Annotated in this window: 20 protein-coding genes; 5 read left to right on the top strand and 15 right to left on the bottom strand. The window is 56.1% G+C overall.

The features are described from left to right. Positions 1-37: 37 nt before the first annotated feature. The 5 genes from AL479_RS14890 to AL479_RS14870 all read right to left on the bottom strand — a co-directional run bounded on the left by AL479_RS14890 (position 38) and on the right by AL479_RS14870 (position 7,446). Positions 38-1,432 carry a DUF3999 domain-containing protein gene (locus AL479_RS14890; RefSeq protein WP_061076612.1) on the bottom strand — a complete coding sequence of 465 codons (1,395 nt, stop codon included), beginning with the start codon at positions 1,430-1,432 and terminating at the stop codon, positions 38-40. Further along, complete coding sequence (locus AL479_RS14885) at positions 1,429-4,092, bottom strand: DUF2339 domain-containing protein (RefSeq protein WP_061076611.1); 2,664 nt, start codon at positions 4,090-4,092, stop codon at positions 1,429-1,431. The genes AL479_RS14890 and AL479_RS14885 overlap by 4 nt, the downstream gene beginning before the upstream one ends. Positions 4,093-4,228: 136 nt before the next feature. Next, positions 4,229-6,097, bottom strand: coding sequence for an amidohydrolase (locus AL479_RS14880; protein WP_061076610.1), 1,869 nt, complete (start codon positions 6,095-6,097; stop codon positions 4,229-4,231). A gap of 21 nt (positions 6,098-6,118) precedes the next feature. Then, positions 6,119-6,664: an antibiotic biosynthesis monooxygenase gene (locus AL479_RS14875; protein ID WP_061076609.1), complete on the bottom strand. Its 546-nt coding sequence runs from the start codon at positions 6,662-6,664 to the stop codon at positions 6,119-6,121. Positions 6,665-6,804: 140 nt separating this feature from the next. Next, entirely contained in the window at positions 6,805-7,446 is a 642-nt protein-coding gene (locus tag AL479_RS14870) for a hydrolase (protein WP_061076608.1), read from the bottom strand. A gap of 269 nt (positions 7,447-7,715) precedes the next feature. Between AL479_RS14870 and AL479_RS14865 the strand changes: the two genes are divergently transcribed. Beyond that, on the top strand, positions 7,716-8,618 hold the full coding sequence (locus tag AL479_RS14865) for a LysR family transcriptional regulator (RefSeq protein ID WP_061076607.1): 903 nt from the start codon (positions 7,716-7,718) through the stop codon (positions 8,616-8,618). On the opposite strand, the gene malZ is transcribed toward AL479_RS14865, so the two are convergent. The 5 genes from malZ to phoB all read right to left on the bottom strand — a co-directional run bounded on the left by malZ (position 8,612) and on the right by phoB (position 15,771). Beyond that, positions 8,612-10,429 carry a maltodextrin glucosidase gene (malZ, locus tag AL479_RS14860; RefSeq protein ID WP_061076606.1) on the bottom strand — a complete coding sequence of 606 codons (1,818 nt, stop codon included), beginning with the start codon at positions 10,427-10,429 and terminating at the stop codon, positions 8,612-8,614. The two genes, AL479_RS14865 and malZ, sit on opposite strands and share 7 nt — an antisense overlap. A gap of 137 nt (positions 10,430-10,566) precedes the next feature. After that, positions 10,567-11,940, bottom strand: coding sequence for a proline-specific permease ProY (proY, locus tag AL479_RS14855; protein WP_043001619.1), 1,374 nt, complete (start codon positions 11,938-11,940; stop codon positions 10,567-10,569). A gap of 78 nt (positions 11,941-12,018) precedes the next feature. Beyond that, positions 12,019-13,338, bottom strand: a complete 1,320-nt coding sequence (gene brnQ, locus AL479_RS14850; protein WP_061076605.1) for a branched-chain amino acid transporter carrier protein BrnQ — start codon at positions 13,336-13,338, stop codon at positions 12,019-12,021. A 406-nt stretch (positions 13,339-13,744) separates the two neighbouring features. Then, positions 13,745-15,040, bottom strand: coding sequence for a phosphate regulon sensor histidine kinase PhoR (gene phoR, locus AL479_RS14845; protein WP_061076604.1), 1,296 nt, complete (start codon positions 15,038-15,040; stop codon positions 13,745-13,747). Between the two features lie 41 nt (positions 15,041-15,081). Next, positions 15,082-15,771, bottom strand: coding sequence for a phosphate response regulator transcription factor PhoB (gene phoB / locus AL479_RS14840; RefSeq protein WP_061076603.1), 690 nt, complete (start codon positions 15,769-15,771; stop codon positions 15,082-15,084). Positions 15,772-15,967: 196 nt separating this feature from the next. Here phoB and sbcD point away from each other — a divergent pair, with 196 nt between their 5' ends. The 3 genes from sbcD to araJ all read left to right on the top strand — a co-directional run bounded on the left by sbcD (position 15,968) and on the right by araJ (position 21,637). Next, entirely contained in the window at positions 15,968-17,170 is a 1,203-nt protein-coding gene (gene sbcD / locus AL479_RS14835; RefSeq protein ID WP_061077987.1) for an exonuclease subunit SbcD, read from the top strand. Beyond that, on the top strand, positions 17,167-20,310 hold the full coding sequence (gene sbcC / locus AL479_RS14830) for an exonuclease subunit SbcC (protein WP_061076602.1): 3,144 nt from the start codon (positions 17,167-17,169) through the stop codon (positions 20,308-20,310). The genes sbcD and sbcC overlap by 4 nt, the downstream gene beginning before the upstream one ends. 157 nt (positions 20,311-20,467) lie before the next feature. Next, a complete protein-coding gene (araJ, locus tag AL479_RS14825) occupies positions 20,468-21,637 on the top strand; it encodes an MFS transporter AraJ (RefSeq protein ID WP_061076601.1) in 1,170 nt (389 codons plus the stop codon). Between the two features lie 39 nt (positions 21,638-21,676). On the opposite strand, the gene mak is transcribed toward araJ, so the two are convergent. Beyond that, positions 21,677-22,585, bottom strand: coding sequence for a fructokinase (gene mak / locus AL479_RS14820; RefSeq protein ID WP_061076600.1), 909 nt, complete (start codon positions 22,583-22,585; stop codon positions 21,677-21,679). 125 nt (positions 22,586-22,710) lie between these two features. Between mak and rdgC the strand changes: the two genes are divergently transcribed. Beyond that, complete coding sequence (gene rdgC / locus AL479_RS14815; RefSeq protein ID WP_061077986.1) at positions 22,711-23,622, top strand: recombination-associated protein RdgC; 912 nt, start codon at positions 22,711-22,713, stop codon at positions 23,620-23,622. A gap of 36 nt (positions 23,623-23,658) precedes the next feature. On the opposite strand, the gene ppnP is transcribed toward rdgC, so the two are convergent. The 4 genes from ppnP to aroL form a co-directional block, all read right to left on the bottom strand. Then, positions 23,659-23,943, bottom strand: coding sequence for a pyrimidine/purine nucleoside phosphorylase (ppnP, locus tag AL479_RS14810; RefSeq protein ID WP_046476127.1), 285 nt, complete (start codon positions 23,941-23,943; stop codon positions 23,659-23,661). Between the two features lie 70 nt (positions 23,944-24,013). Continuing rightward, positions 24,014-24,691 (bottom strand): AroM family protein, encoded by a 678-nt coding sequence (locus tag AL479_RS14805; RefSeq protein ID WP_043001625.1) that lies wholly within the window; start codon positions 24,689-24,691, stop codon positions 24,014-24,016. 252 nt (positions 24,692-24,943) lie between these two features. Then, positions 24,944-25,135: a protein YaiA gene (gene yaiA, locus AL479_RS14800; protein WP_043001626.1), complete on the bottom strand. Its 192-nt coding sequence runs from the start codon at positions 25,133-25,135 to the stop codon at positions 24,944-24,946. Between the two features lie 25 nt (positions 25,136-25,160). Continuing rightward, positions 25,161-25,706, bottom strand: a complete 546-nt coding sequence (gene aroL / locus AL479_RS14795) for a shikimate kinase AroL (RefSeq protein WP_061076599.1) — start codon at positions 25,704-25,706, stop codon at positions 25,161-25,163. Between the last annotated feature and the right edge of the window lie 44 nt (positions 25,707-25,750).

Raw genomic sequence — 25,750 nt, 5'->3', positions numbered from 1 at the left:
CGGGCAATATATTGCTGACGACGAGCCTTTTTATCGCTTACTGCGTACCGTCCTTTTTGACTTCCCGCCAGATACGCCAGGCCATTAGCGCCAGAACGGCGACCCCCAATATCAGCGCCCCCCACACCAGCACCGTTTTCCACTGGCTTTGTTGCTCGGCAGTCGATGTTGCCGTCAGCCGCGCCTCGCCGCCGAGAGCGATCTCATTCTGAGGCGTGGCCCGTGGCAGAGAGTCCGGCTCCTGCGTTTTACGTAGCGACGCCGGGATCAGCAAATCAAGGCCAATATCCGCTTTTTGCGCCGCCCGGTTGCCCCAGACCAGCATGTAAGGCCCTTTTCCCTGAGTATTGAACACCAGTTGATAACTGTCCCGCGCGCCGCTCAGCGCAGGCAGTCTCTCCGGCAGGCGTGCGTTAATGGTCGTCATCCGAACGGCGTCAACCCGTTGACCGGAAAGACGAATATCCTCCGAACGCTTGCCGTTCAGGCGATAAAGCACGGTTTTCGTCAGCGGCTGCCAGGGCGCTTTTTCAGCGCTACGCCACGCCAGTTCTACCGGTAAAACCCCTTCATCATCCAGATCGATTCTGAGCGAAGTCAGAGGCTGCGGCTGTGTCCAGCGCCAGACCGCTTCGTCATTGGACACCTTCTCCTCTTGCGCGCCGATCTCGATTCGTGCGGATTCCGGCGCACTGTTTTCGGCAATAGCGGTCACGCTGTTTAACGTCAGCGCCGGGCTTTGTGAGTCGAGGATCACCAGCAGATAACGATTCCCATCGGCAGAGAGTCTCAGGCTGGCACTAATGGTATCCATTTTCAGCCGATCGTTATCACGCGTCAGCGCCATCAGCGGCGCCTCTTCCTGTACGGACCGCCAGTAGCGTAAATCACGACTGGTATAGACCGACGCTTTCCCCTGCCAGTTGCCCGTCGGGGTATCCCAGTTCAGACGCAGTTGCTCCAGGAAAAAGTCGTCTTTCATCTCCTCCGGCAGCATCAGTAAATAGCTCTGTCCGACCGTTTTAACGTCATCACTTTCCAGATGAATTTCAATGCCGGTCTTCGAGCGTAAGACAAAAGATTCCCCGCTACGTCGCCCCTCCTCACGCGGCGGGACAGGCGACATATCCAGGGGGAAGAGTCTCAGCGTGACCGTTTGCGGCGTAACGGGCTGGGTTTTCTGCGCCACCAGCGTAAACGGCACCGTTTCCCCCGCATGATTAAAGACGCGGACATCGCGCAAATCTGGCCAGGCGGTCCCCTGGTACACCGCCTGCGGGAGCGACACGCGATACCACGGCGATGCGCCGGAGGTTTCCAGCATAACGCCCGTCGCGTAATCCGTCGGAGACTCCTTAACGTCATCACTGCCGACGGCGGTTCCTGCCACGCCCAGCAGCACGCTACATAATACCGCTTTCATCCATTTCATTTTTCTTCTCCAGCTTTGGGCGGTAACGGTGAAAAATACCCGACAATGAGCACCAGTATAGCCACACCGATAAACGCGACCGCACGCGCCAGGCCGCCGCCACGCGCGCTGTCCACCAGCATTAGTTTCACAATCACAATTCCTAACAATACCGCCCCGCACAGCCATTCCCGGCGTGAACGATAGCGGGTCGCGCGCAGCATCACTACCAGTGCCACCAGCATCCAGAACAGCGCAAAACAGGTCTGAATCAGCCGTGAATGCCACAGCGCTTCTACGTTCCACGCCACATCGCCATACCAGGCCAATGCGCGCAGCAGCATACCGTTCAGCCACCAGAAGCCGAGTGCGACCAGCGCAACCACAGGCCACGGACGACATACGGACACCTGCACCGGAAAAAAGCGCAGGGAAGCGCGATAAAACACGATCAATCCCAGCAGCGCAAAAGCCGCCCCTTCTTCCAGCGGGTTGATCAGCGGTAGCCAGGTCTGACGATAGACCACGCCGTCCTGCAAATTGGTCAGCACTAACAGCCCCACTAACGCCGCCGCGACAGGAATCAGCCCCTGACAGGCATACAGCGCGGGCCAGACCCGGAACGGCCACAACTGACGACGAACGGCCATTGAGACGAGGAAAATCAACGCACCGCCTGCCGCCATCGCCACACCGCTGCCCCAGGCCGCCATTCCCCACGGTAGATCGCGGGCAAACCAGAACAGTTCCGCCGCCAGCGCCAACAGAATCATCCAGAAAAGCGAGAGATGCGCCAGTCGGGAAAGACGCGGCGGCAACGCCTCAGCATCACGCCAGAGCAACGCCGCCGCCGGTAATGCCAGACACCAGGCCAGATTCTGCCAGCCTGCGGCAAAAATCTGCTGTTGAGATATCTGATACAACAGCACCACCAGCATCATCGGCCACAGCAACCATTTGCAGGCATCCAGCGCCTGCCACGTCAGACGTGCGGCGGCAAATCGCCAGCTCCAGACCGACATCGCCATCAGCGCCAGCACGCCTGCCATCACCTGCGAATCGGTGGTCAACAGCCACTGCGCGGCGCCAGTGAGCGCCACAATCCAGAAAATCACCCCGCCCGCCAGCAGTCCCATGCTGCCGCGCAGATGAATCTTACGCCACAGCCACGCCCCTGCCAGCCAGCAGACGCTAAGGATGGCAAAGATCAGCATCAGCGAAAGCGCGGTAGTGCTGTTCGCCTGCGCCCACAGCGCGCTGCCGAGCGCCAGCACCAGCAGCGCGGTGCCGCTGTAGCTCATGCGTCGCTGCTGCTGTTGCACTCCCAGCCACAGGATCCCCAACCCTTCCAGCGCCCAGGCCATGGCCGTCCACTGCGCCGACAGCGCCAGCGGGATCGCAAGGGTGGTAAACGCGCCGCCCAGCGCCAGCGCAGCCAGCACCAGCGGTCGGCCCAGCGACGGGTAGCGGCGTAATACCAGCCATGCCAGTACCAGATAGAAACCGCCGTAGCCCAGCGCGCTGAGCGCCGGACCATATTCCCAGTGGCGGATAATGGCGTACTGCATACCAAAACCAATGAGCGGCGGCGCAAACAACAAAACGCCATCGATAATCTGCTTGCCCTTCGCCTGCGCTCGCAGCGACAGCGCCACGCTCAGCACGCCAAAAAGCAGAATGTTGGCAATCAGGAACAACTGGCAGTTCAGGTAATACGCTGGCTGATAGTCATCCAGCCCCCAGAGACCGCCAACGCCAAAGGTAAAGAGCAGCCCGAGCAGATTAAGCTCGCGCCAGTGTTGCCAGACGCTGATCGCCAGAATGCCGACCGAAAGCAGCAAATAGAAAGAGAACAGCGCGACATAGTTACCGCTTCCCGTCGAAAGCAGCAGCGGGGCAAGATAACCACCGAGGCTCGCCAGCATCGCCAGACTGAGCGCTTTTTGCAGAATCGCCAGTCCAACGCTCGCCGCGCAGATAACCACCAGCAGCACAAAGGCCAGCGTCATCGGCAGCATTTGCCAGAGACGAAACGCGCCAAAGACGGTGAGATAGAGCGCACCTGTCGCCCCGCCCTGCAAAATGAGGGCATAGATTGGCTGTTTATGCCGCAGACGCCAGCCTATCGCCAGCAGGACAATCGCAAACAGCGCCGCCGCAACTAGACGCAGCTCAAGCGGGAACAGGGAGTGCTCGACCGTATAGCGCAACAGGAAAGAGAGACCGAGGAAGAGAAGCAGGATCCCCAGTTTAGCCAGCGGATTACCCTGCATAAACCAGCGCACCAGCGATGACATCACGCCGCCAAAGGCGGAGGGTTGCGCTGCAGCAACAGGGACTTCTCTTTCGACGGTTTTCTCGGCGCTTGCCGCGTTCTGCGGCGTATGCGAGCGCCAGGGATTGACGGGAGTCTGTTTGGGTTCAGGTTCTGGCGCCGCCACCGGGATCGGGGCCGGGTCGCTCTCCATGACCGTCTCCGCAGGCTGAACCGGTGCCGCTGCCGTCGGTGTTGTCGCAGGGGCAACAACGCCGCGTTGCTCCAGCTCTTCTACCCGTCGGCGTAACCTGGCAAGCTCATCGCGCGTCGCCGAACTGCGATTAAAGGCAATAATCGACAGGATGGGCACCACCACCAGCGCGAAGAACAAAAAGACGCAGCCAAGGATTAAAAGGTCGTCCATGTATCCACCTTCACTGTATTAGGACAGTCCAGAATGACACAAATTGTTGCATTTGTGCCATATCTGTTAGCAGAGTGAACCACTTTTCAGAAAATACAGTCAGCCTCTGCGCACAGGCAGAGGCTGTCAGGCGGGATTAAAACGCAAAGCACGAGCAGCCAAGCGCGCCCCAGAAGGCCCGATCGTCAGACACCGGGATCCCCGACTGACGGGCAATATCATGCTGATGACCGTGCACGCCGCAGCTCCCGCAGCACTGGTGCATCTGCACCACGGCACCCACTTTCGCGGCGGCTGGCGGCGCCGAGCGATAGTGTCCCGGCACTTTCACCACCGGAGACCAGTCCGGGACGACCGGGATCGCAGGCGGCGCCAGCGGAGTAAACTGTCCGGCGGCATACACCACTTTGCCATCGACAATCGTCATCACCGACTCAATACCTTTGATCTCCTCTTCCGTGACGCTGAAGTAGTCTTTTGACAGCACCACCAGGTCGGCCAGTTGATCTTTAGCAATGCGCCCTTTTTTGCCCTGCTCGCTGGAAAACCACGCGCTCCCCGCTGTCCACAGTTCCAGCGCCACGTCGCGCGGCAGACGGTTGTTGTCGTCATACATCGCCGTCCCACCGACCGTGCGCCCGGACACCAGCCAGTACAGCGCCGTCCACGGGTTATAGCTGGCAACGCGAGTGGCATCGGTTCCGAGCCCCACCGGCACCTCGGCGGCCAGCATTTTTGCCACTGGCGGCGTCTGTTTCACCGCCTCTTTCCCGTAGCGGTCGATAAAGTATTCGCCCTGGAAGGCCATACGATGCTGTACCGCAATGCCGCCGCCCAGCGCTTTCACGCGATCAATATTGCGCTCGCTGATAGTCTCGGCGTGGTCGAAAAACCAGTGCAGACCGTTGAATGGAATATCACGGTTCACTTTCTCAAACACATCCAGCATCCGGCTGATGGATTCATCGTAAGTGGCATGCAGACGGAACGGCCAGCGGTGCTCCACCAGATGGCGCACCACGCGCTCCAGTTCATCCTCCATCCCTTGCGGCAAATCCGGGCGCGGTTGCAGGAAGTCTTCAAAGTCCGCTGCGGAGAAGACCAGCATCTCCCCGGCCCCGTTCGCACGGTAGAAATCGGTCCCCTGGCCCGGCTTGAGCATATCGGTCCAGCGCTCAAAGTCTTCCAGCTCCTGCTTCGGCCGCTGAGTAAACAGGTTATAGGCAATGCGCACCGTCATCTGATTGTTGGCATGCAGTTGCTCGATGATCTCGTAATCTTCCGGGTAGTTCTGAAAACCGCCGCCAGCGTCGATGGCGCTGGTCAGTCCGAGACGATTCAGTTCACGCATAAACTGGCGGGTGGAGTTCACCTGCATCTCCAGCGGCAGTTTTGGCCCTTTCGCCAGCGTCGAGTAAAGGATCATGGCGTTAGGTTTGGCGATCAGCATCCCGGTGGGGTTACCGTTGCCATCGCGGACGATCTCGCCGCCTGCCGGATCGGGTGTCGCTTTGGTGTATCCCACGGCTTTCAGCGCCGCGCGGTTTAACAGCGCACGATCGTACAGATGCAGCACGAAAACGGGAGTATCCGGCGCGGCGTCGTTAAGCTCTTCCAGCGTTGGCATCCGGCGTTCGGCAAACTGAAATTCACTCCAGCCGCCCACCACGCGAACCCATTGCGGTGACGGGGTTCGGTCGGCCTGTTCTTTCAGCATACGCAGTGCATCGGCCAGCGAGGGTACCCCTTCCCAGCGCAGCTCCAGATTGTAATTCAGCCCACCGCGGATCAAATGCAGGTGGGAATCATTAAGCCCCGGAATCACAGTGTGACCTTTCAGATCAATCACCTGTGTACCATCAGCGGCAAAACGCATCACCTGATCGTGCGTTCCCGTGGCGAGAATTTTTCCGTCCTTGATCGCCACGGCATCAGCCTGCGGGCGGTGGCTATCGAGGGTATGTATTTTTCCGTGGGTCAGAATCAATGAGGCAGTTTGAGACATAACACTCTCCTGACGAGCCGATCAGGCTTTTTTCAACCAACCGGCAAACAAACGGGTTACGATGGGCATCCACAACCAGACCACCAGCGCAACCACACAGGCATCGTTGATTAGATGCAGTAACAGCGTTCCCTTCAGCGACGGCAATAGCATGCCGGTCAGCCACGGCACCAGATTGGTGCTGGGGAAGATAACCAACAGGGTGATCAGAAACTGCTTCCAGCGCAGCGGTTGACGGACGTGTGGCGCGGGGGGCGTAAACCAGAATGCCGCTTCGGTGTGGATCTCGGTTTTATCGCCTTCCGCCAACAGTGGAGCGATCTCTTCGACCAGGATCCGCCGCGTGTCTGACTGCGTCCAGTTATAGAGATGCTCGAGCGTGTCGAAGCGAATAATGATGTTCCACAGATTTTGCCCATCCGTCGGACGAATCACATTCGCCCCAAGATGCCCGGGAAACGCTGCCGCGACTGGCATGATTTTCCCCAACCATAGCTCATAACGCGCCGCCTGGTCGGGCTGCAGCGTATGCGTAATTACCAACGTCACATGTGTATTCTGCGCCATGAAAAGTTCCTTGCTGAAGGGTAATGGCGGGTTGCCCCGCCATCAGACTGCTGACAAGGAAGGAAAAGACGTGGTTTTTCCTTCCTTGTGATCATCAGCCGAAAATCAATGCATTGATTTTCCTGGTTTTTAATTCAGAATCAGGCTTTACGTTCCGGCGCGCCGTGCACCAGGGTGTAGGCATAATCCACGCCCATGCCGTAAGCGCCACTGTGTTCACGAACCAGATCCATCACCGCGTCATAGGTCTCTTTGCGTGACCAGTCACGCTGGTACTCCAGCATAACCTGTTGCCAGGTCACCGGTACGGCGCCGGCCTGCACCATGCGATCGATCGCGCGCTCATGCGCATCAACAGAGGTGCCGCCGGAGGTATCCGTTACCACATACACTTCGTAACCGGCTTCCAGCGCCATCAGTGCCGGGAAGGTCAGGCACACTTCAGTCCATAAGGCAGAGATAATCAGTTTTTTACGCCCGGTCGCCGCCACGGCTTTCACAAACGCCGCGTCTTCCCAGGAGTTCATGGAGGTACGTTCGATAGGTTTCACATCCGGATGCACCGCCAGTAACTCAGGCCAGATGTAACCACTAAAACTTTTTGTTTCGACTGAAGTATAAATGACCGGCACATTAAATATTTTGCCGGCTTTCGCCAGCGCGACAGTATTATTTTTCAGCGTCTGGCGATCAATATTCGCTACCCCAAATGCCATTTGCGGCTGATGGTCAATAAAAATGAGCGTCGAGTTAGATGGATTAATCAGTTCCCGAATAGACATAATATACTTCCTTAATCAATGAGTTAGAAATTGACGTCTGGTATCCGCCGTCAGCCATCAAATCCTGAATCAGAAAGCCTGTTTAGTATAGTTGGAAATTTCTAACGACTTATTAAAGAAAACTTACCGTTGTGTGAAATAAGCCCTGTCACGGCAATATTTCTTTTATCTTCAAAAAAATGCACATCTTCCATCTAATTTATTCACTGGTTTTGTTTCTCGTCATTCGGTACAACAGAGGGGTTTATTTTCAGGGATATATTCAGCCTATGCGCATTAATCTGGACGTTCTGCTTATCCTGGACGCTATCGACAAATACGGTACTTTTGCCGCCGCTGCCGAATCGTTGTTTAAGACGCCCGCGGCGCTCAGCTATATGATTCAGAAGCTGGAAAAAGACCTGAACATCGAACTGCTTGACCGCTCCGGGCATCGGGCCAAATTCACCGATACCGGACTGATGATGCTGGAAAAGGGGCGTTTGCTGCTCAGCGCGGCAAAAGATCTGGAAAAGCAGGCGCTGCAACTGAGCTCCGGTTGGGAAAAAGAGCTGGTAGTTGCACTGGATGTCTCCTTCCCCTTTGAGGTGCTGTTACCTCTCATCGACGCCTTCCACGCGCTGAACAAACAGACGCTGCTTAAATTTTCATACCACACGCTGGCGGGGTCATGGGAAGAGCTAACGCATAATGGCGCGGATATCATTCTTGGCGCGATTAACGAACCGCCGACATCTGCCGCGTGGTCCTACAAAATGTTAGGCACTCTGGATAATGTCTTTGTGGTGGCGCCCAATCATCCGCTAGCCGCACTCTCTGACCGATTGACGAATGAACAACTTTGCCTGCACCGCGCCATTGTCATCAGCGACAGCGCGCGTTTTTGCCATCCGCTGCAAACCAACCTGATGGAAGAACAGCCGCAGATCCATGTCGATGATTTTCACAGTAAAGTGGCGCTGCTGCGCGCCGGGATGGGCTGTGGGTTTCTCCCGCGTCATATTGCCAGCCCGTGGCTTGCCACGGGCGAGCTGGTCGAAAAAAGCGTTATCTCGTTTCGCGAAAAAGATGTCGCCTATATGGCATGGCGCGAGGGTCACAACGGGCTGGCGCACCGCTGGTGGCGGGAAACGCTGCTTGCCAGCCCCGATATCGCGCGGCTGTATCAGTGATTCACCCAGAGAGTGGCGGAAATCGCCGGCAATGTCAGAATATCGTCAGACAGTTGCCCTTTCCCTTCTTTGCCGCACCATTCTTTTACGTTGAGCAGCGGTGACGCCGGGAGCACCACTTCACACGCCTCGCCGCGGTTAATGGCGACCAGCACGCGCTGCTGCTGGTAGACGCGCAAAAATACCACCACGTTGTCTTCCGCATAGACCACCTGGCACCCACCGTAGCGTAGCGCCGGAATGCCATGCCTCAGCTTCGCCATCCGCTGGTACAAGGCAAGCAATGTGGCATCCTGTTTTTCCTCCTGCCAGGGAAACGTCTTGCGGCAGAACGGATCGTTATCGCCATCCAGTCCCACCTCATCGCCGTAATAGATACAGGGCACGCCGGGCCAACTAAACAGCCAGACGACCGCCAGCGGCAGACGGGCGACATCATTGCCCAGGAGCGATTTGAAACGGGCGGTATCATGACTGTCGAGCTGGTTGAACATCCGCAACTGCTGCTGATGAGAGAGCCCGGCGCGATAGTTCTCCATCCACGCCATACAGGTCTGCGCGTCAATCTGCTGGGGATCGTAAGAGATATCGGTATTGGCAAGAAAACCCCACAGCGGAAAAGTGAAGCCACGATAGTTCATCGCAGCATCTTCTGCATCCGCCTGCAGCCACTGTCGCGCATCACCAAAGTGTTCGCCAAAGACGTAGGCGTCAGGCTGCGTTCCCTTCGCCGCCTGAGTGATCCCGGCGACATGCTGAAGGTTATTACGCGCACCGCCCGCTTCACCCAGCATATGCACGACGTCGAGCCGCCAGCCATCCATGTTCCACGGTGCTTTCAGCCAGTGACGAACGATGCTGTCTTCGCCGCGATACATTTCGTTGACCAGATTTTCGGACTGATAATCCAACTTCGGCAGACTGGAGTATCCCAGCCAGTCCAGCGCAACGCCGTCCGGCGAAAAGCTGTACCAGTCACGCCAGGGAGAATCCGGATGGTGGCACGCGCCGCCGGAGCCGCGCTGATGACGATCGAACCATGTATGGGAGTCGCCGCTGTGGTTAAACACGCCGTCCAGCACCAGCCGCATCCCCTGTTGTTGGGTTTTCAACCGCAGACGCATCAGCGCCGGATCGCCGCCAAACTGCGGATCAACGTGACGGTAATCCTCAGTATCATATTTATGCACGCTCGGGGCGGTGAATACCGGGTTCAGGTACAGGGCGGTGACGCCCAGCTTTTTCAGGTACGGCAGTTTTTCGCTGATGCCGTCGAGGTCGCCGCCATAAAACGTAGAGCCGCCAGCTTGCGCGGTCAACGGTTCATCCCAGTCACGTAGCACAATCTCCTGCCCGGCGGCGTGATGGTAATAGACCTGATCCTGCTGCGCGTCGCGTGACGCGCTACGGGCAAAACGGTCGGGAAAGATTTGGTAGAAAACCTGATCGGCCACCCACTGCGGCCCGCTGTCCGGCGCATCCACGGCAAATTGCTCCAGACGAGCAGGCGGAAAACGGCTGAATCCTTGCGGTGTAAACCACAACTGGCGATCGATCCAGAGCAGCTTGAAGCTGTAGCGCCGACGCGGCTGCCCGCTGCGAAGATCAATCGCCGCACGCCAGGCGGTCACGCCCGGAAACGGCTGCGTGCGTAATTTGTGCATCGCCAGCGCAATTTCTTCGTTGTCATTTTCCGCACGTAGCGTGACGCGCTGCGGCAGGTTCTCCCCCGTCAGCCAGAGCGTAATGGTCAGTTGGTCTTTGTTTTGCTTAACAAATGGGGCAACCGGTAGGTGCCAGGCGTTCAACATCACGTATCCCCTTTGATGAAAATGAGCACACCTTGCCATAGCGATTTACAGGATAACTCATCATCTGAAGGTTTATTGGGGGAGGAGTTCGGGGGAGGAGAAATGACCGGATGGCATTCACGCCACCCGGTACAACATTACTGCGCTTGCGCCATCTGACGATCGTGGCGACGCTTGAACATCCAGCCAATCATCAGCAGAACAATCCAGCCACAGCCAACGTACAACGAGATGCGGGTGTCCGGATGATAACCGATCAGTCCGATGATAAAGACGAGGAAAATCAGGCCTACAATGGTCGTTGCCACGCCGCCCGGCACTTTAAACTTCAGCGCTTTCACCTCTTCCGGCGGCAGACGACGACGGAAAGCGATTTGCGACAGCAGGATCATAATCCACACCCATACCGTCGCGAAGGTCGCCAGCGACGCAATCACCAGGAAGACATTCTCCGGCATGATGTAATTCAGATACACCGCAAACAGCAGAGCGATAGTCATCACCATCACGGTGACCCACGGGATCCCCCGACGCGAGGTTTTGGCGAACACTTTCGGCGCACTGCCCTGCTCCGCCATCCCGTGCAGCATACGACCGACGCCAAAGACGTCAGAGTTAATCGCCGACAGTGACGCCGTAAGCACCACAAAGTTGAGAATGCTGGCAGCAAAGGTGATACCGAGATGCTGGAAGGTCAACACAAACGGGCTACCGTCGGTTCCCACCTGGTTCCACGGGTAGATAGACATAATGACGAACAGTGTCCCCACATAGAACACCAGGATACGCATCGGCACCGAGTTAATCGCGCGCGGAATAGACTTCTCCGGGTCTTTCGCTTCACCGGCAGTGATACCGATGATCTCAATACCGCCGTAGGCAAACATCACCATCTGCAGCGACATCACCATCCCCAGCCAGCCGTTGCTGAAGAAACCGCCGTTAGTCCACAGGTTATGGATCCCGGTCGGTTGTCCGCCGTTGCCAATCCCCCAGATGATGATACCGAAGCCAGCCACAATCATGATGATGATGGTGGCAACTTTAAAGAAGGAGAACCAGAACTCCAGCTCACCAAACACTTTCACGCTCATCAGGTTGATGGCGCAAATGATCAGCACCACGCTGAGCACCCAGATCCAGTGCGGCACCGTCGGAAACCAGACGCCCATATAGATGCCGAACGCGGTCACGTCGGCAATGGCGACAATCAGGATTTCAAAACAGTAGGTCCAGCCGGTAATGTAACCGGCGAGCGGGCCGAGGTTTTCCTGCGCATAGCGCGAAAAGGAGCTGGCGGAAGGGTTGTGTACAGACATTTCCCCCAACGCGCGCATAATGATATAGGCCGCCACCCCACCGATAATGTAGGCCAGCAGCACGCTCGGCCCGGCCATTTTGATGGCGTCCGCAGAGCCATAAAACAGCCCGGTGCCGATTGCTGAGCCCAGGGCCATAAAGCGAATGTGTCGGGTGCTTAGCCCACGCTTCAGCTTGTTATTACTTTCCATCGATTCCTAACCCATCAACACAATAAAAAACCACGGGGCCAGTAATAGCCCCGTGGTTAAAACACTTTTTCCGCAATCTTAGTGTGCGCTGGAAGTCACCTGTCGACCTGCTGCGCGATCCCAGACAACCGCCAGGATCACCATCACGACGGTAGGCATTAACCACGCCAGACCTTGTTCCGCCAGCGGTAAGCGCTGGGTCCAGGCCGGTAACACGTCGCCGATTGCCGATGCTTTAATACCATCAAGGATACCAAAAATCAGGCTGATAAACATTGCCGGAGCAATGACGCGGGTCGAATTATGCCACCATGAGCGGGTAAAACTTAATACAACCAGTGCGATACACGGCGGGTAGATTGCCGTCAGCACCGGAATAGAAATCTGAATCAGATGGCTGAGCCCCAGGTTAGAAACCACCATCGAGAAGCCGCCAAGAATAAACACCAGCGTGCGGTAGGAGAGCGGCACATACTGGGCGAAGAATTCCGCGCAGGCGCAGGTCAGGCCGACCGCCGTTACCAGACAGGCGATGAAGATCAGCGCCGCCAGCAGCAGGCTACCCGCACCGCCAAAGGTGTGCTGAACATAGGCATGCAGGATCGCCGCGCCGTTCGCCGACTGATCGACCAGCGTGGCGCTGTCAGATCCGAGACGGAACAGCGCCAGGTACAGCAACGTTAATCCTACGCCCGCCATCAGGCCAGCCCAGACGGTATAACGGGTCAGCAGACGCGCTTCGGTCACGCCGCGAGAACGGGCGGCGTTAACAATAACGATGCCAAAAACCATCGCGCCCAGCGTATCCATCGTCAGGTAACCGTTAACGAAACCATTGGAGAATGCCGCCGTCTGATAGGCTTCCATGGCATGACTGATCGGGCCGGCAGGCCAGATGATGGCCGCAACGGAGAGCACAATCAGCGCCAGAATCTTCAGTGGCGCCAGGAAGTTACCCACGGTATCCAGCAGTTTGCCCGGATAGAGCGACACCAGAATGACAATGGAAAAATAGACCACGCTGTAGATAAACAGCGGCAGCGTCGAGTCGCCGGTCAGCGGGGCAATGCCCACTTCAAAAGAGACCGTTGCGGTACGCGGCGTAGCAAATAACGGTCCGACGGCCAGATAGCAGACGGTCGCCAGCAAAACGCCAGCCACTTTACCGATAGGGGTACTCAGACTGTCAACGCCACCACCGACTTTCGCCAGCGCGATAACGGTCAGCACCGGTAGCCCAACAGCGGTGATCAGAAAACCGAATGCCGCCATCCAGACGTTTTCGCCTGCCTGCAAACCAACCATTGGAGGAAAGATGATGTTCCCTGCGCCGACGAACAGCGCAAAAGTCATAAAGCCCAGCGCAATAATATCGCGCGATTTTAACTGATGGGTCATAAAGCTTACGGCCTGTGGATGTGGTGTTGATTAAATTAACGTAGTGTCTTTCCCTGCGGGAAGAAACAGCGGTTTTTTTAAGCCATTCCAGAGGGATATATCCCATAACCAGGAAAGCAAAGAATAGTTTTTCGATTTACCGCCTGAATACAGTCAGTCTGACAGCATCTGGGGCGCAATTTAAACGCTTATAACGTTTTAAAGCAAGGAGGGATCCAAAAACCGGAAGATTATAGCGATATCAAATCTCACACTAGTGTAAAACACCATACTAAAGAAAAAGTCATGGCTTATCATGCGAACAAAAAACAACCAGACGTTGATAAATTCAGCAGAGTTATCTTAGCCGCAAAGAAAATAAGCCAGCATTAGCTGGCTTATGGAAAGAAAACCTTACGATTGCACTTTAAGCACTTTTTTTGGCAATTAATCGTTCCGGCAGCACAAAACTAAAGCGCGTCCCTTTACCCGGTTGACTGTCGATCATCAGGCGACTTTCGTGATGATTCAGCGCGTGTTTAACGATAGCCAGTCCCAGTCCACTGCCGCCCGTTTGCCGCGATCGCGCTTTATCCACCCGATAAAATCGCTCTGTTAACCGTGGGATATGTTCCGGCGCAATGCCCGGTCCGTTATCCTCCACGCTAAACTCCGCGCCGTGCGGCGCCGCATACCAGCGGACGGTGATATGGGTTCCCGCTGGGGTATGGTTCACCGCGTTATACACCAGGTTGGACATCGCGCTACGCAGTTGCTCTTCATTCCCCAGTACTTTCAGCTGGTTATCCACCTCAAAACTGAACGTGTGCTTCTGCTGACTGAGCGTCTGCGCCTCGCGTTCAACCATCCGCAGCATCATAGGGACATCGACCTGCTCATTGAGCAGAAGCGTCGGGGCGGCTTCGATTTTCGACAGCGTGAGCAACTGTTTCACCAGTCCTTCCATGCGCGAGGTCTGGTCGCGCATCGTTAACAGCGCTTTTTCGCGCGTTGCCCCTTCCAGCGTTTGCTCGTGCATCATTTCAAGATAGCCCTGCAACACCGTGAGCGGGGTACGCAGTTCGTGGCTCACGTTGGCGAAGAAATTGCGTCTCGCGCCTTCGAGCTGGTGCATCTGGGTCATGTCGCGCGCCACCATCAGCAGTTGCTTATCGGTATACGGCATGACGCGGATTTCCAGGTGTCGGCCGGTATTAAGCACCAGATTTAACGGTCGGCTGAAATCCCGCAACTTGAGGTACTGCGTAAACTCCGGATAACGCAGCAGGTTCAGGATGTTCTGTCCGCTATCGTCCGGCCAGCGTAAGCCCAGCACCTGTTGCGCCAGACCGTTACACCAGAAGATCCCCCCCTCTTCGGTGGTCAACACCACCGCATCGGGCAGCGACTCCGCCCCGCTGCGAAAGCGTTTAATCAGATTGCCCAGCTCACGACGACGCTTTTTATTGCGCAGTTGCATCTGATGCAACCCATACAGCAGCGGTTCCCAACTGCCTCGTCCCGGCGGCGGCGTCATGCTTCTGTCGACCCACAGCCACCATGAGAGGCGTAATAAATTCCAGAAATGCCAGATAAGCAGTCCTGTTACCGATGCCAGTAAAAACCACGGCAGGTAACCCAAAAATGCACTTAGGATCAAGGTCGGGATACAGCAAAGTATCAGCTCCAGCACCAACCTTTTCCATGACAGCCGTTCCAGCACGGGTCACTCTCCCTTCAGAGCCAGGCTCTTGTTCTTGCCTTTCAAAAACGGGTCGAAAAACGATACCCTGTCCCGCGAACCGTCTGCACCATCCGATCGTGGCCGCTGGCTTCCAGCGCCTTACGCAGACGGCGAATATGCACATCAACCGTGCGATCCTCAACGTAGACGTTGGTGCCCCAGACGTGATTCAGCAGTTGCTCACGGCTGTAAACCCGCTCGGGATGCGTCATAAAGAAATGCAGGAGTTTAAATTCCGTCGGCCCCATATCGAGCGGGTTTTCGCCGGTCATCACGCGGTGCGAGGTGGGATCCAGGCTTAGCCCCTGCATCTCAATGACCTCTTCCACCGCCATCGGCGAAATCCTACGCATCACCGCTTTGATGCGGGCAACCAGCTCTTTCGGCGAGAACGGTTTGGTAATGTAGTCGTCCGCGCCGGTTTCCAGGCCGCGTACGCGATCCTCTTCTTCCCCTCTGGCGGTCAACATCATGACCGGAATATCCCGGGTCATCGCTTCACGCTTGAGGTGTTTAATAAACTGTAGACCAGAACCACCAGGCAACATCCAGTCAAGGAGGATCAAATCCGGCCAGGGTTCATTAAGCTGGTTCACCGCACTGTCATAATCTTCAGCTTCAACGGGCTGAAAGCCATTTTGCTCAAGCACGAAACAGACCATTTCGCGAATTGGAGCTTCATCTTCTACGACCAGAATACGTCTCGCCATGATTTGCCCTGTTATATAAGTTGCTTATCATCATCTGTCTTAATGCGGCGCCATTATGCGTCAGTTTTATGACAGATTTATGAAAATGCGTGCTGACGTTAACCTTAGGTTGTTGATTTATGACACCCGAGAAACGAGATATTACAGCCCCCGAATGGTTATAATCCCCTTTATGCTTTTTTGCCATGGAACCGTTATGCGCATCCTTCACACCTCTGACTGGCATCTGGGACAAAATTTCTACAGCAAAAGCCGTGCCGCTGAACATCAGGCCTTTCTTGACTGGCTGCTGGAAACAGCGGTTGAGCAACAGGTGGACGCGATCATCGTGGCAGGCGATATCTTCGATACCGGCTCACCGCCAAGCTATGCCCGCGAGCTCTATAACCGTTTTGTGGTCAACCTACAGCAAACGGGCTGTCATCTGGTGGTATTAGCGGGAAATCATGATTCCGTCGCCACGCTGAATGAATCCCGTGAGATTCTGGCGTTTCTCAATACCACGGTTGTGGCCAGCGCCGGTCACGCGCCGCAGATCCTGCATCGTCGCGATGGTCAGCCCGGCGCGGTGCTGTGCCCGGTGCCATTTTTACGCCCACGCGACATTATCAGCAGCCAGGCGGGACTCTCTGGCCAGGAAAAACAACAGCATTTACTGGGTGCCATCACCGACTATTACCAGCAGCAATACGAGGCCGCCTGCGCGTTGCGTGGCGATCTCGCCCTGCCGATTATCGCCACCGGCCACCTGACTACCGTGGGTGCCAGCAAAAGTGACGCCGTGCGTGACATTTATATTGGCACGCTGGATGCTTTCCCGGCGCAAAATTTCCCGCCTGCCGATTATATCGCACTGGGTCACATCCACCGGGCGCAGAAAATTGGCGGTACGGAGCATATCCGCTACTGCGGCTCGCCCATCGCGCTGAGCTTTGACGAATGCGGCAAAAGCAAATACGTGCATCGGGTGGACTTCCAGGACGGCGCATTAACCAGCGTCGAGGAGCTCACTGTTCCGGTAACGCAACCGCTGGCTGTGCTGAAGGGCGATCTTGCCGCCATTACCGAACAACTGGAGCAGTGGCGTGACAGTCCGCTGGAAACCCCGGTCTGGCTGGATATTGAAATCACCACCGATGAATACCTGCATGACATGCAGCGGAAAATTCAGACGCTGACGGAAACACTGCCCGTTGAGGTGCTGTTAGTTCGCCGCAGTCGGGAGCAGCGCGAACGCATGTTGAGTAACGAACGCCGGGAAACGCTGAGCGAACTGAGCGTGGATGAAGTATTTACCCGCCGTCTGGCGCTGGAAGAACTTGAGCCGCCTCAGTGTGAACGCCTGACATCACTTTTTCACCGCACACTACAGACACTGTCCGGGGAGCATGAGGCATGAAGATTCTCAGTCTGCGCCTGAAAAACCTCAACTCGCTGAAAGGGGAATGGAAGGTCGATTTCACAGTGGAACCCTTTGCCAGCAACGGACTGTTTGCGATTACCGGGCCTACCGGGGCGGGAAAAACCACTCTGCTCGACGCGATTTGCCTGGCGCTGTACCACGAGACGCCGCGCCTGAATACCGTGTCGCAATCGCAGAACGATCTGATGACCCGCGATACGGCGGAATGTCTGGCGGAAGTGGAGTTTGAAGTCAAAGGCGAAGCGTATCGTGCGTTCTGGAGCCAAAACCGGGCGCGCAACCAGCCCGACGGTAATTTGCAGGTTCCGCGCGTTGAACTGGCGCGCTGTGCCGACGGGAAAATCCTTGCCGATAAAGTGAAAGACAAACTGGAGATGACGGCGGAACTGACCGGGCTGGATTACGGCCGCTTTACCCGCTCAATGCTGCTCTCACAGGGGCAGTTCGCCGCCTTCCTCAACGCTAAACCGAAGGAGCGAGCGGAACTGCTGGAAGAACTGACCGGCACGGAAATTTACGGCCAGATTTCCGCTCAGGTTTTTGAGCAGCACAAAAGCGCACGCACCGAACTGGAAAAATTACAGGCGCAGGCCAGCGGCGTCGCGCTGTTAGCGCCAGAGGCGTTGCAGACGCTGACAGAAAGTTTGCAGGCACTCACTGACGAAGAGAAACAACTGGTCGCCCAACAGCAGACAGGACAACAGCAACTGAACTGGCTGACGCGACAGCGCGAACTGCAGGCCGACGCGAACCAGCGTCAGCAAATGCTGCAGGTTGCACAGGAAGCGCTGGAAAACGCCCAACCACAGCTGGCAGCGCTCAGCCTTGCGCAGCCCGCCAGAGCGTTGCGCCCACTGTGGGAGCGCATTCAGGAGCAATCTGCTACCGTTTCCCGCACTCGTCAGCAGATTAACGAAGTGAATGCTCGCTTACAGAGTAGATTCACGCTTCGCAATCACATCCGCCGCCAGGCTGAGCGGCAGTCCACTGCCCTGCTCGCCACGCAACAGACGCTAAGCGAGTGGCTAAACGAACACGATCGCTTTCGCCTGTGGAGCAACGAGTTAGGAGGATGGCGCGCCCTTTTTGCTCAGCAGGCCAGCGATAACGTTCAACTGGCAAAATGGCAGCAACAGCAGGTCAACGACAGCCGCAAGCTGGAATCGCTGCCGCCGGTGACGCTCAATCTGACGGCGGATGAAGTCGCTGTTGCGCTGGCGAAGCATGCGCAACAGCGCCCCCTGCGCCAGCAACTGCTTTCGCTCCATGGTCAGATTGTTCCCCGACTGACGCGTTTGAGTCAGCTTCAGGCGACGATGACGCATAACAAACAGGAACTGGCCCGACTCAACACCCTGCTGGAGGCTAAACGCCAGCAGTATAAAGATAAATATCAGCAGTATCAGGATGTTAAAACGCTCTGTGAGCAGGAAGCACGGATCAAGGATCTGGAAAGCCAGCGTGCGCAGTTGCAGTCCGGCCAGCCCTGCCCGCTTTGCGGTTCCACCACCCATCCTGCTGTCGCGGCGTATCAGGCACTCGAACCCGGTGTTAATCAGGCGCGACGCGATGCGCTGGAAAAAGAAGTCAAATCGCTGGCCGATGAAGGCGCCACCCTGCGGGGACAATCAGAGGCCGTCAACCAGCAGCTTCAGCGTGATGAAAGCGAAGCGCAGGCGCTGGTTAAAGAAGAGCAAGCGCTCACTCAACAGTGGCAAGCCACGATCGGCGCACTGAACGTCACGTTACAGCCGCAGGAGGATATTCAACCCTGGTTGATGGCGCAGGATGAACACGAGCAGCAACTCTACCAGCTCAACCAGCGCCATGATCTACAAGCGCAAATTACCGCCCATGCGCAACAGGTGGCGCAGTTCCGCCAGCAAATCGACCAGCGCCAGGCGACGCTGGCAGCCCAGTTAAGCCGCTATACGTTGTCACTTCCTGAGGAAGGCAGCGAGGAAGCATGGTTAGACGCGCGCGCGGCGGATGCACAAACATGGCAACAGCGGCAGACGGAGTTGACGGCGTTACAGGCGCGCATCGCGCAACTCACCCCGCTGCTCGAGACGCTGCCCGTCGCCGATACCGACGCTGAAGATGATGCAAGCGTGACGCTGGAAAACTGGCGTCAGGTTCATGACGAGTGCGTGTCGCTGCACAGTCAATTGCAGACATTACAGCAGCAGGAGAAGCAGGAAACTCAGCGCGCTGCCGATGCGCAGGCGCAGTTCGATGCTGCGCTTGAGCACAGTATATTTGCCGATCAGGCGGCATTTCTTGCCGCGCTGCTGGATGACGAGGCGGTCACGCGTCTGGAACAGCTAAAACAGTCGCTGGAAAATCAGGTTCAGCAGGCACAGACGCTCGCCGCACAATCGGCGCAGGCGCTGGCGGCACATCAGCAACAGCCGCCAGCGGGTCTGGATCCCACACAGTCGATTGAGCATGTTCAGCAAACCGTGGCGCAGTTAAACGATCGGGTACGCGACAACGCCACGCGTCAGGGCGAAATACGCCAACAGCTAAAACAGGACAGCGACAATCGCCAGCAGCAGCAGACGTTGATGCAAAAAATCGACAACGCGATGCAACAGGTTGAAGACTGGGGCTACCTGAATGCGCTGATCGGCTCTAAAGAGGGGGATAAATTCCGCAAATTCGCCCAAGGGCTGACGCTGGATAACCTGGTCTGGCTGGCGAACAACCAGTTGACCCGTCTCCATGGTCGCTATCTGCTACAGCGCAAAGCCAGTGAAGCGCTGGAACTGGAGGTGGTCGACACCTGGCAGGCCGACGCCGTGCGCGATACCCGTACCCTTTCCGGTGGCGAAAGTTTCCTGGTCAGTCTCGCACTGGCGCTGGCGCTCTCCGATCTGGTCAGCCACAAAACGCGCATTGACTCGCTGTTCCTTGACGAAGGCTTTGGCACGCTCGACAGTGAAACGCTGGATACCGCCCTTGATGCGCTGGATGCGCTCAACGCCAGCGGCAAAACCATTGGCGTGATTAGCCATGTGGAAGCGATGAAAGAACGGATCCCGGTGCAGATCAAGGTGAAGAAAATCAACGGACTGGGCTACAGCAAACTCGACAGAATGTTTGCCGTAGAATAACGAATCGCTTTCGGAGCAACGTATGTAGCACGATCGTCAATACACAAAGACGGATAAGGAATGGCAATACGGCAGACTTATCCGCAAGCTATACACTATTGGCTGCGGTTTTCGCAGCCGTCGCGCTTAACCCGCGCTTGAAATAACGGCAGGTGGTATGAAAAAGGCGATTTTCGCATTGGCGCTGGGGACATTTGGCCTCGGCATGGCCGAATTCGGCATTATGGGGGTATTGACGGAACTGGCACGCGATGTCGGCATATCAATTCCGACCGCCGGGCATATGATTTCGTATTACGCCTTTGGCGTGGTGCTGGGTGCACCCATCATCGCCCTCTTTTCCAGCCGCTTTTCCCTCAAGCATATTTTGCTGTTTCTGGTGACCTTATGCGTCATTGGCAACGCTATCTTCACCCTCTCCTCTTCTTACGCCATGCTGGCGATCGGCAGACTGGTTTCAGGCTTTCCGCATGGCGCCTTCTTTGGCGTCGGCGCGATCATTCTGTCGAAGCTCGCCCGACCAGGGAAAGTGACTGCCGCGGTGGCCGGTATGATCTCCGGCATGACCGTGGCGAATCTGGCCGGGATCCCATTAGGGACGTTTCTCAGTCAGGAATTCAGTTGGCGGTATACTTTTCTGCTGATCGCGGTATTTAACATCGCGGTGATTTGCTCCATTGCCTTCTGGATCCCCGATCTTCGCGATGAGGCAAAAGGCAGACTGCGCGAGCAGTTTCACTTTCTGAAAAATTCCGCGCCCTGGCTGATTTTCGCCGCCACGATGTTCGGTAACGCTGGCGTGTTTGCCTGGTTCAGCTACGTTAAGCCCTACATGATGTACATCTCGGGCTTCCCGGAAGCGAGCATGACCTTCATTATGATGCTGGTCGGGTCAGGAATGGTGTTGGGAAATCTGCTCAGTGGTCGGCTATCGGGCCGGTTTTCGCCGCTCAGCATTGCCGCAACCACGGGTTTTGTTATCGTCCTCGCCCTGTTGCTGCTGTTCTTGCTGGGAGATATCAAACTTGCCTCGCTGACGTTCGCCTTCATCTGCTGCGCAGGACTGTTTGCGCTCTCCGCGCCCTTGCAAATCCTGCTACTGCAAAATGCTAAAGGCGGTGAAATGCTGGGCGCGGCGGGCGGACAAATCGCCTTTAATCTCGGTAGCGCCATCGGCGCGTATTGTGGAGGGATGATGCTGACGCTGGGCTTTTCTTACAACTATGTGGCGCTTCCTGCGGCGCTGCTGTCATTTTCCGCCATGTCGTCGTTATTGCTGTACAGCCGCATGAAACATAAATCCGATCCGGCAGTAGTAGCAGGCTGAGAGCCTGCCACGCACCGGGCACGATTCTGGGTAATAACCTTATTTCTGCGGCCACAGCCACGCCGCGCCGCGCACGCCGCTGGAGTCACCGTGCAGAGCCTTACGTACCGGCGTTTCACACTCTCCACCGAACACAAACGGTTTAATCAACTGCGGTATCGTTTTGTACAGGCGGTCAATGTTGCTCATTCCGCCGCCGAGAACGAAAACATCCGGGTCGAGAATATTCACCACATGGGCCAGCGATTTCGCCAGCCGCAGCTCATAGCGGCTGAGCGCCAGTTCTGCCAGCGCGTCTTGTTCCTCCACCAGGCGGATAATTTCACTGCCTTTTAGCGGGTTACCGCTCAGGCGATGGTAATCGGTGGCAAACCCGGTGCCGGAAATAAACGTCTCAATGCATCCCTGTTTTCCACAGTAGCAGGGGACTTCTTCACGGTAGCGAAGCTCATCCTCGTCCATCCACGGCAAAGGGTTGTGCCCCCACTCGCCCGCCGTCCCGTTGCCACCAATGTGCGCCCGACCGTAGAGCGCCACACCCGCGCCGCAGCCGGTGCCAATAATCACTGCAAAAACCGTCTGCGCCCCGGCGGCGGCGCCGTCGACCGCCTCAGAGACCGCCAGACAGTTCGCGTCATTCGCCAGACGAACATCACGCTGCAGACGAGCGCTAAGGTCCTTATCAAACGGCTGTCCGTTCAGCCAGGTGGAGTTAGCATTTTTTACGACACCGGTGTAAGGCGAAATGGAACCCGGGATCCCTATCCCTACCGTCCCCGTTTGCCCGGTGGTCTGCTCCGCCATCGCCACCAGTGTGGCAATGGTTTCGATGGTTTGCTGATAGTCATTTCGCGGCGTCGGCAGACGATGGCGGAACAGTTGCTCCCCTGCCTCACTGAGCGCGATCACTTCCGTTTTGGTGCCGCCTAAATCAATACCAATACGCACACGGTGTTCCTCTTTTTTTGGGAATATCAACAGAGTAGAGCGAGGGATTGGGAATGGCAATGCAAGCCTGCCCACAATTCGTTACTATACGCGCTGGATTTAACGACAAGGCCGTGGAAATTATCATGCTGTGGTTCAAAAATTTAATGGTTTACCGTCTTAGCCGCGATATTTCATTGCGTGCCGAGGAGATGGAAAAACAGCTAGCCTCAATGACGTTTACCCCTTGCGGTAGCCAGGATATGGCAAAGACGGGCTGGGTGCCGCCAATGGGATCGCACAGCGATGCGTTGACGCATACCAATAACGGCCAGATTTTGATTTGCGCGCGTAAAGAAGAGAAGATCCTGCCTTCTCCGGTGATCAAACAGGCGCTGGAAGCGAAGATCGCCAAACTGGAAGCCGAACAGGCGCGTAAGCTGAAGAAAACCGAGAAAGACTCGCTGAAGGATGAAGTGCTGCATTCGCTACTGCCGCGCGCCTTTAGCCGCTTTAGTCAGACCATGATGTGGATCGACACCGTAAACGGGTTGATCATGGTGGATTGCGCAAGCGCGAAAAAAGCGGAAGATACGCTGGCGCTGCTGCGTAAAAGCCTCGGTTCTCTGCCGGTGGTTCCACTGGCGCTGGAAAACCCGATTGAGCTGACGCTCACCGAGTGGGTGCGTTCTGGCTCCGTGGCTCAGGGCTTCCAGTTACTCGACGAAGCTGAACTGAAAGCCATGCTGGAAGACGGCGGCGTGATCCGGGCGAAGAAACAGGATCTGGTGAGCGACGAGATCGCCGTCCACATTGAAGCGGGTAAAGTGGTGACCAAGCTGGCGCTCGACTGGCAGCAGCGTATTCAGTTTATGATCTGCGATGACGCGTCGATTAAACGGCTGAAATTCAGCGACGAGCTGCGCGATCAAAACGAAGATATCGACCGGGAAGATTTCGCCCAGCGTTTCGACGCGGACTTTATCCTGATGACCGGTGAACTCGCCGCGTTGATTCAGAATCTGGTGGAAGGTTTAGGCGGCGAAGCGCAGCGCTAAACGAAGATTCCCTCTCCACACGGAGAGGGAAAAATATTACAGATAGCGACAAAGATATGAGGTCGGTTCTGCGACCTGTAAATGAAACTCGCTATGGCCCGGGACGTTGAATACCTCTCCTGCGGCATACACTTTCCATTCGGTGGCATCCGGCAGTAACACATTCAACGCGCCGCTTACGACCGTCATCTCCTCAGGCTCCGCGGTACCGAAGGTGTATTCACCTTCCAGCATCACACCCACACTGGCACGGCCAGTACTGCTGCTGGTAAAGCCGATTGATTTTACTTTGCCGGAAAAGTATTCGTTACTTTGAAGCATAAACGGGCCCTGTCTCGTTGGTAAATTGACAACCAATATAGGGGGCAGCCCTTTGGCCTGTCACGCAAAATTAAACCAGCAGTTCTGAAGCCAGTCGCGCAATCAGCACATTAGAGAGCAGCACCGGGACATCGAGCGATTTTTGCAGGACATCGCGGTGGCGCTGATGAAAACCCAGGGAGTCGAGCATGATGACATCCGCCCCCTGTTCCAGCAGATCTTTCCCGGCTTCAATCAACTGCTGGGTACTGCCGTGAACCGGATTCGCCAGCGAGAACAGCGGCGGCGACTGTAAAACCTGCCATTTCTCCGCTTGATCGGCCATCAGATCTTCAACCGGCACAATCACCCCCACCTGGTGACCATCGACAATTGAGGCCACCAGCGGTGGAATAATACGCAGCGGCTCAAGCAGAATGCTGTTACGGGCGGTCATGCTGGCAATCGACACGGTACTCATCAGTAAAATGACGTCGTAGCCCTGGTTATCCAGCACTTCGATGACGCTTTGCAGATCGCGTTCCACTTTCTGCCGTGAAACATAAGCCAGTTCATTATCGTTAAGCAGGGTTAACAGCGGGTCTTCGTCAGATTCCAGCGCATATTCCGCCAGAACGTCATCACGACTCATTTTTCCGAGCAAACTGTGATGGGTGATATGTTGTTCGTCGATGTACTCAGTCAGAAGCGGTAAGACTTCACTCATGGGTACAACACCGATTGTGAGGATAGCCAACGACGCACTCATTTTTTCCACCTTCTTTTTTACTTCGTCGTTTATTCCCGGGCAAATGCGCTGCACCACTGCCGACACTTACCTTTGCAAATGCAAAAAAGCGTAGCAGGCGCAGCACAAGTCGCTGTGTAAAGATTCCAGATCATTCCAGTAATAGATTGTTATTGTTTGATGTTAGTTTTCAGGTACAACGATTCATCGGTGAAAAATGTGATGCAGGTTGGGTTTATACTCGCTCAGATTCCATTCCGAGCCGTTCAGTCGTCAGGTTTTATCCGGGTCTTCGTAACGGGCTTTCGCATCCATCGCTTCCTGCGCGCTGGGATGCTCGCTGATTAACGAATCCGGTTTCGGGTGATCGGCGCGCAACTGGTACCAGGTGACCGTCTGTCCCGGCGTTCCTTTCTCAATGGTGACAATATACGCTTCGCGTGGATAAGGCGGTTTGGTTGGCATAGTGCTTCCTTCTGTCGAATGAAGTTTAAGTATAGACCCCGCCTTGTTTGCACAGCGCGCTCTGCGCCAGCCTGCGCTGAATTTCAGAAATCACCTGGTCAGGTGAATTCGCCGCGTCAATGATGAAATGGGCCGCCTCGCGATACAAAATATCCCGCTGTTGCAGCACCTCTTGCACCTCTTCGCTCAAAGGTTTACCGGTCAGGGTGGGACGCAACTCCTCTTCAGGCGAGGCCTCAAGACGATTCACCAGCGTCGGGACCGGCGCGCTTAAATAAATGACGATGCCGTTATCCCGCATAAAGTGGCGGTTATAGTCAGTGAGAATGATTCCCCCACCGGTCGCCACCACCGTTGACGGTGCAGTCACCGCCTCCAGCGCAGCCGTCTCTCTGGCTCGAAATCCCGGCCAGCCTTCTCGCTCGACGATTTCCGCGACGGTCATTTGTACCTGCGACTGCAGCCATTGATCGGTATCGACAAACCGACAGCCAATTGCCGTAGCCAGCGCCATGCCAACCGTTGTCTTTCCACAGCCGCGTGGGCCAACAAGATAAAGCGGTTGCGTCATAGTGGGCGTTCCCCAGAAGGCCGCAAAGCGGCAGGATCAGATGT

Source organism: Citrobacter amalonaticus (genome assembly GCF_001559075.2).
GTDB classification, from domain to species: domain Bacteria; phylum Pseudomonadota; class Gammaproteobacteria; order Enterobacterales; family Enterobacteriaceae; genus Citrobacter_A; species Citrobacter_A amalonaticus_F.
Note: the sequence above shows the minus strand (reverse complement) of the source record. Positions and strands in the feature narration are given on the sequence as shown.

What these genes read in the sequence shown, in the direction of transcription:
- araJ (WP_061076601.1), top strand. Translation starts at nt 20,468, where the DNA reads ATGAAAAAGGCGATTTTCGCATTGGCGCTGGGGACATTTGGCCTCGGC.
- AL479_RS14870 (WP_061076608.1), bottom strand. Translation starts at nt 7,446, where the DNA reads ATGTCTATTCGGGAACTGATTAATCCATCTAACTCGACGCTCATTTTT.
- aroL (WP_061076599.1), bottom strand. Translation starts at nt 25,706, where the DNA reads ATGACGCAACCGCTTTATCTTGTTGGCCCACGCGGCTGTGGAAAGACA.
- phoB (WP_061076603.1), bottom strand. Translation starts at nt 15,771, where the DNA reads ATGGCGAGACGTATTCTGGTCGTAGAAGATGAAGCTCCAATTCGCGAA.
- sbcD (WP_061077987.1), top strand. Translation starts at nt 15,968, where the DNA reads ATGCGCATCCTTCACACCTCTGACTGGCATCTGGGACAAAATTTCTAC.
- malZ (WP_061076606.1), bottom strand. Translation starts at nt 10,429, where the DNA reads ATGTTGAACGCCTGGCACCTACCGGTTGCCCCATTTGTTAAGCAAAAC.
- AL479_RS14880 (WP_061076610.1), bottom strand. Translation starts at nt 6,097, where the DNA reads ATGTCTCAAACTGCCTCATTGATTCTGACCCACGGAAAAATACATACC.
- proY (WP_043001619.1), bottom strand. Translation starts at nt 11,940, where the DNA reads ATGGAAAGTAATAACAAGCTGAAGCGTGGGCTAAGCACCCGACACATT.
- AL479_RS14885 (WP_061076611.1), bottom strand. Translation starts at nt 4,092, where the DNA reads ATGGACGACCTTTTAATCCTTGGCTGCGTCTTTTTGTTCTTCGCGCTG.
- AL479_RS14865 (WP_061076607.1), top strand. Translation starts at nt 7,716, where the DNA reads ATGCGCATTAATCTGGACGTTCTGCTTATCCTGGACGCTATCGACAAA.
- yaiA (WP_043001626.1), bottom strand. Translation starts at nt 25,135, where the DNA reads ATGCCAACCAAACCGCCTTATCCACGCGAAGCGTATATTGTCACCATT.
- ppnP (WP_046476127.1), bottom strand. Translation starts at nt 23,943, where the DNA reads ATGCTTCAAAGTAACGAATACTTTTCCGGCAAAGTAAAATCAATCGGC.
- AL479_RS14805 (WP_043001625.1), bottom strand. Translation starts at nt 24,691, where the DNA reads ATGAGTGCGTCGTTGGCTATCCTCACAATCGGTGTTGTACCCATGAGT.
- sbcC (WP_061076602.1), top strand. Translation starts at nt 17,167, where the DNA reads ATGAAGATTCTCAGTCTGCGCCTGAAAAACCTCAACTCGCTGAAAGGG.
- AL479_RS14890 (WP_061076612.1), bottom strand. Translation starts at nt 1,432, where the DNA reads ATGAAATGGATGAAAGCGGTATTATGTAGCGTGCTGCTGGGCGTGGCA.
- AL479_RS14875 (WP_061076609.1), bottom strand. Translation starts at nt 6,664, where the DNA reads ATGGCGCAGAATACACATGTGACGTTGGTAATTACGCATACGCTGCAG.
- brnQ (WP_061076605.1), bottom strand. Translation starts at nt 13,338, where the DNA reads ATGACCCATCAGTTAAAATCGCGCGATATTATTGCGCTGGGCTTTATG.
- rdgC (WP_061077986.1), top strand. Translation starts at nt 22,711, where the DNA reads ATGCTGTGGTTCAAAAATTTAATGGTTTACCGTCTTAGCCGCGATATT.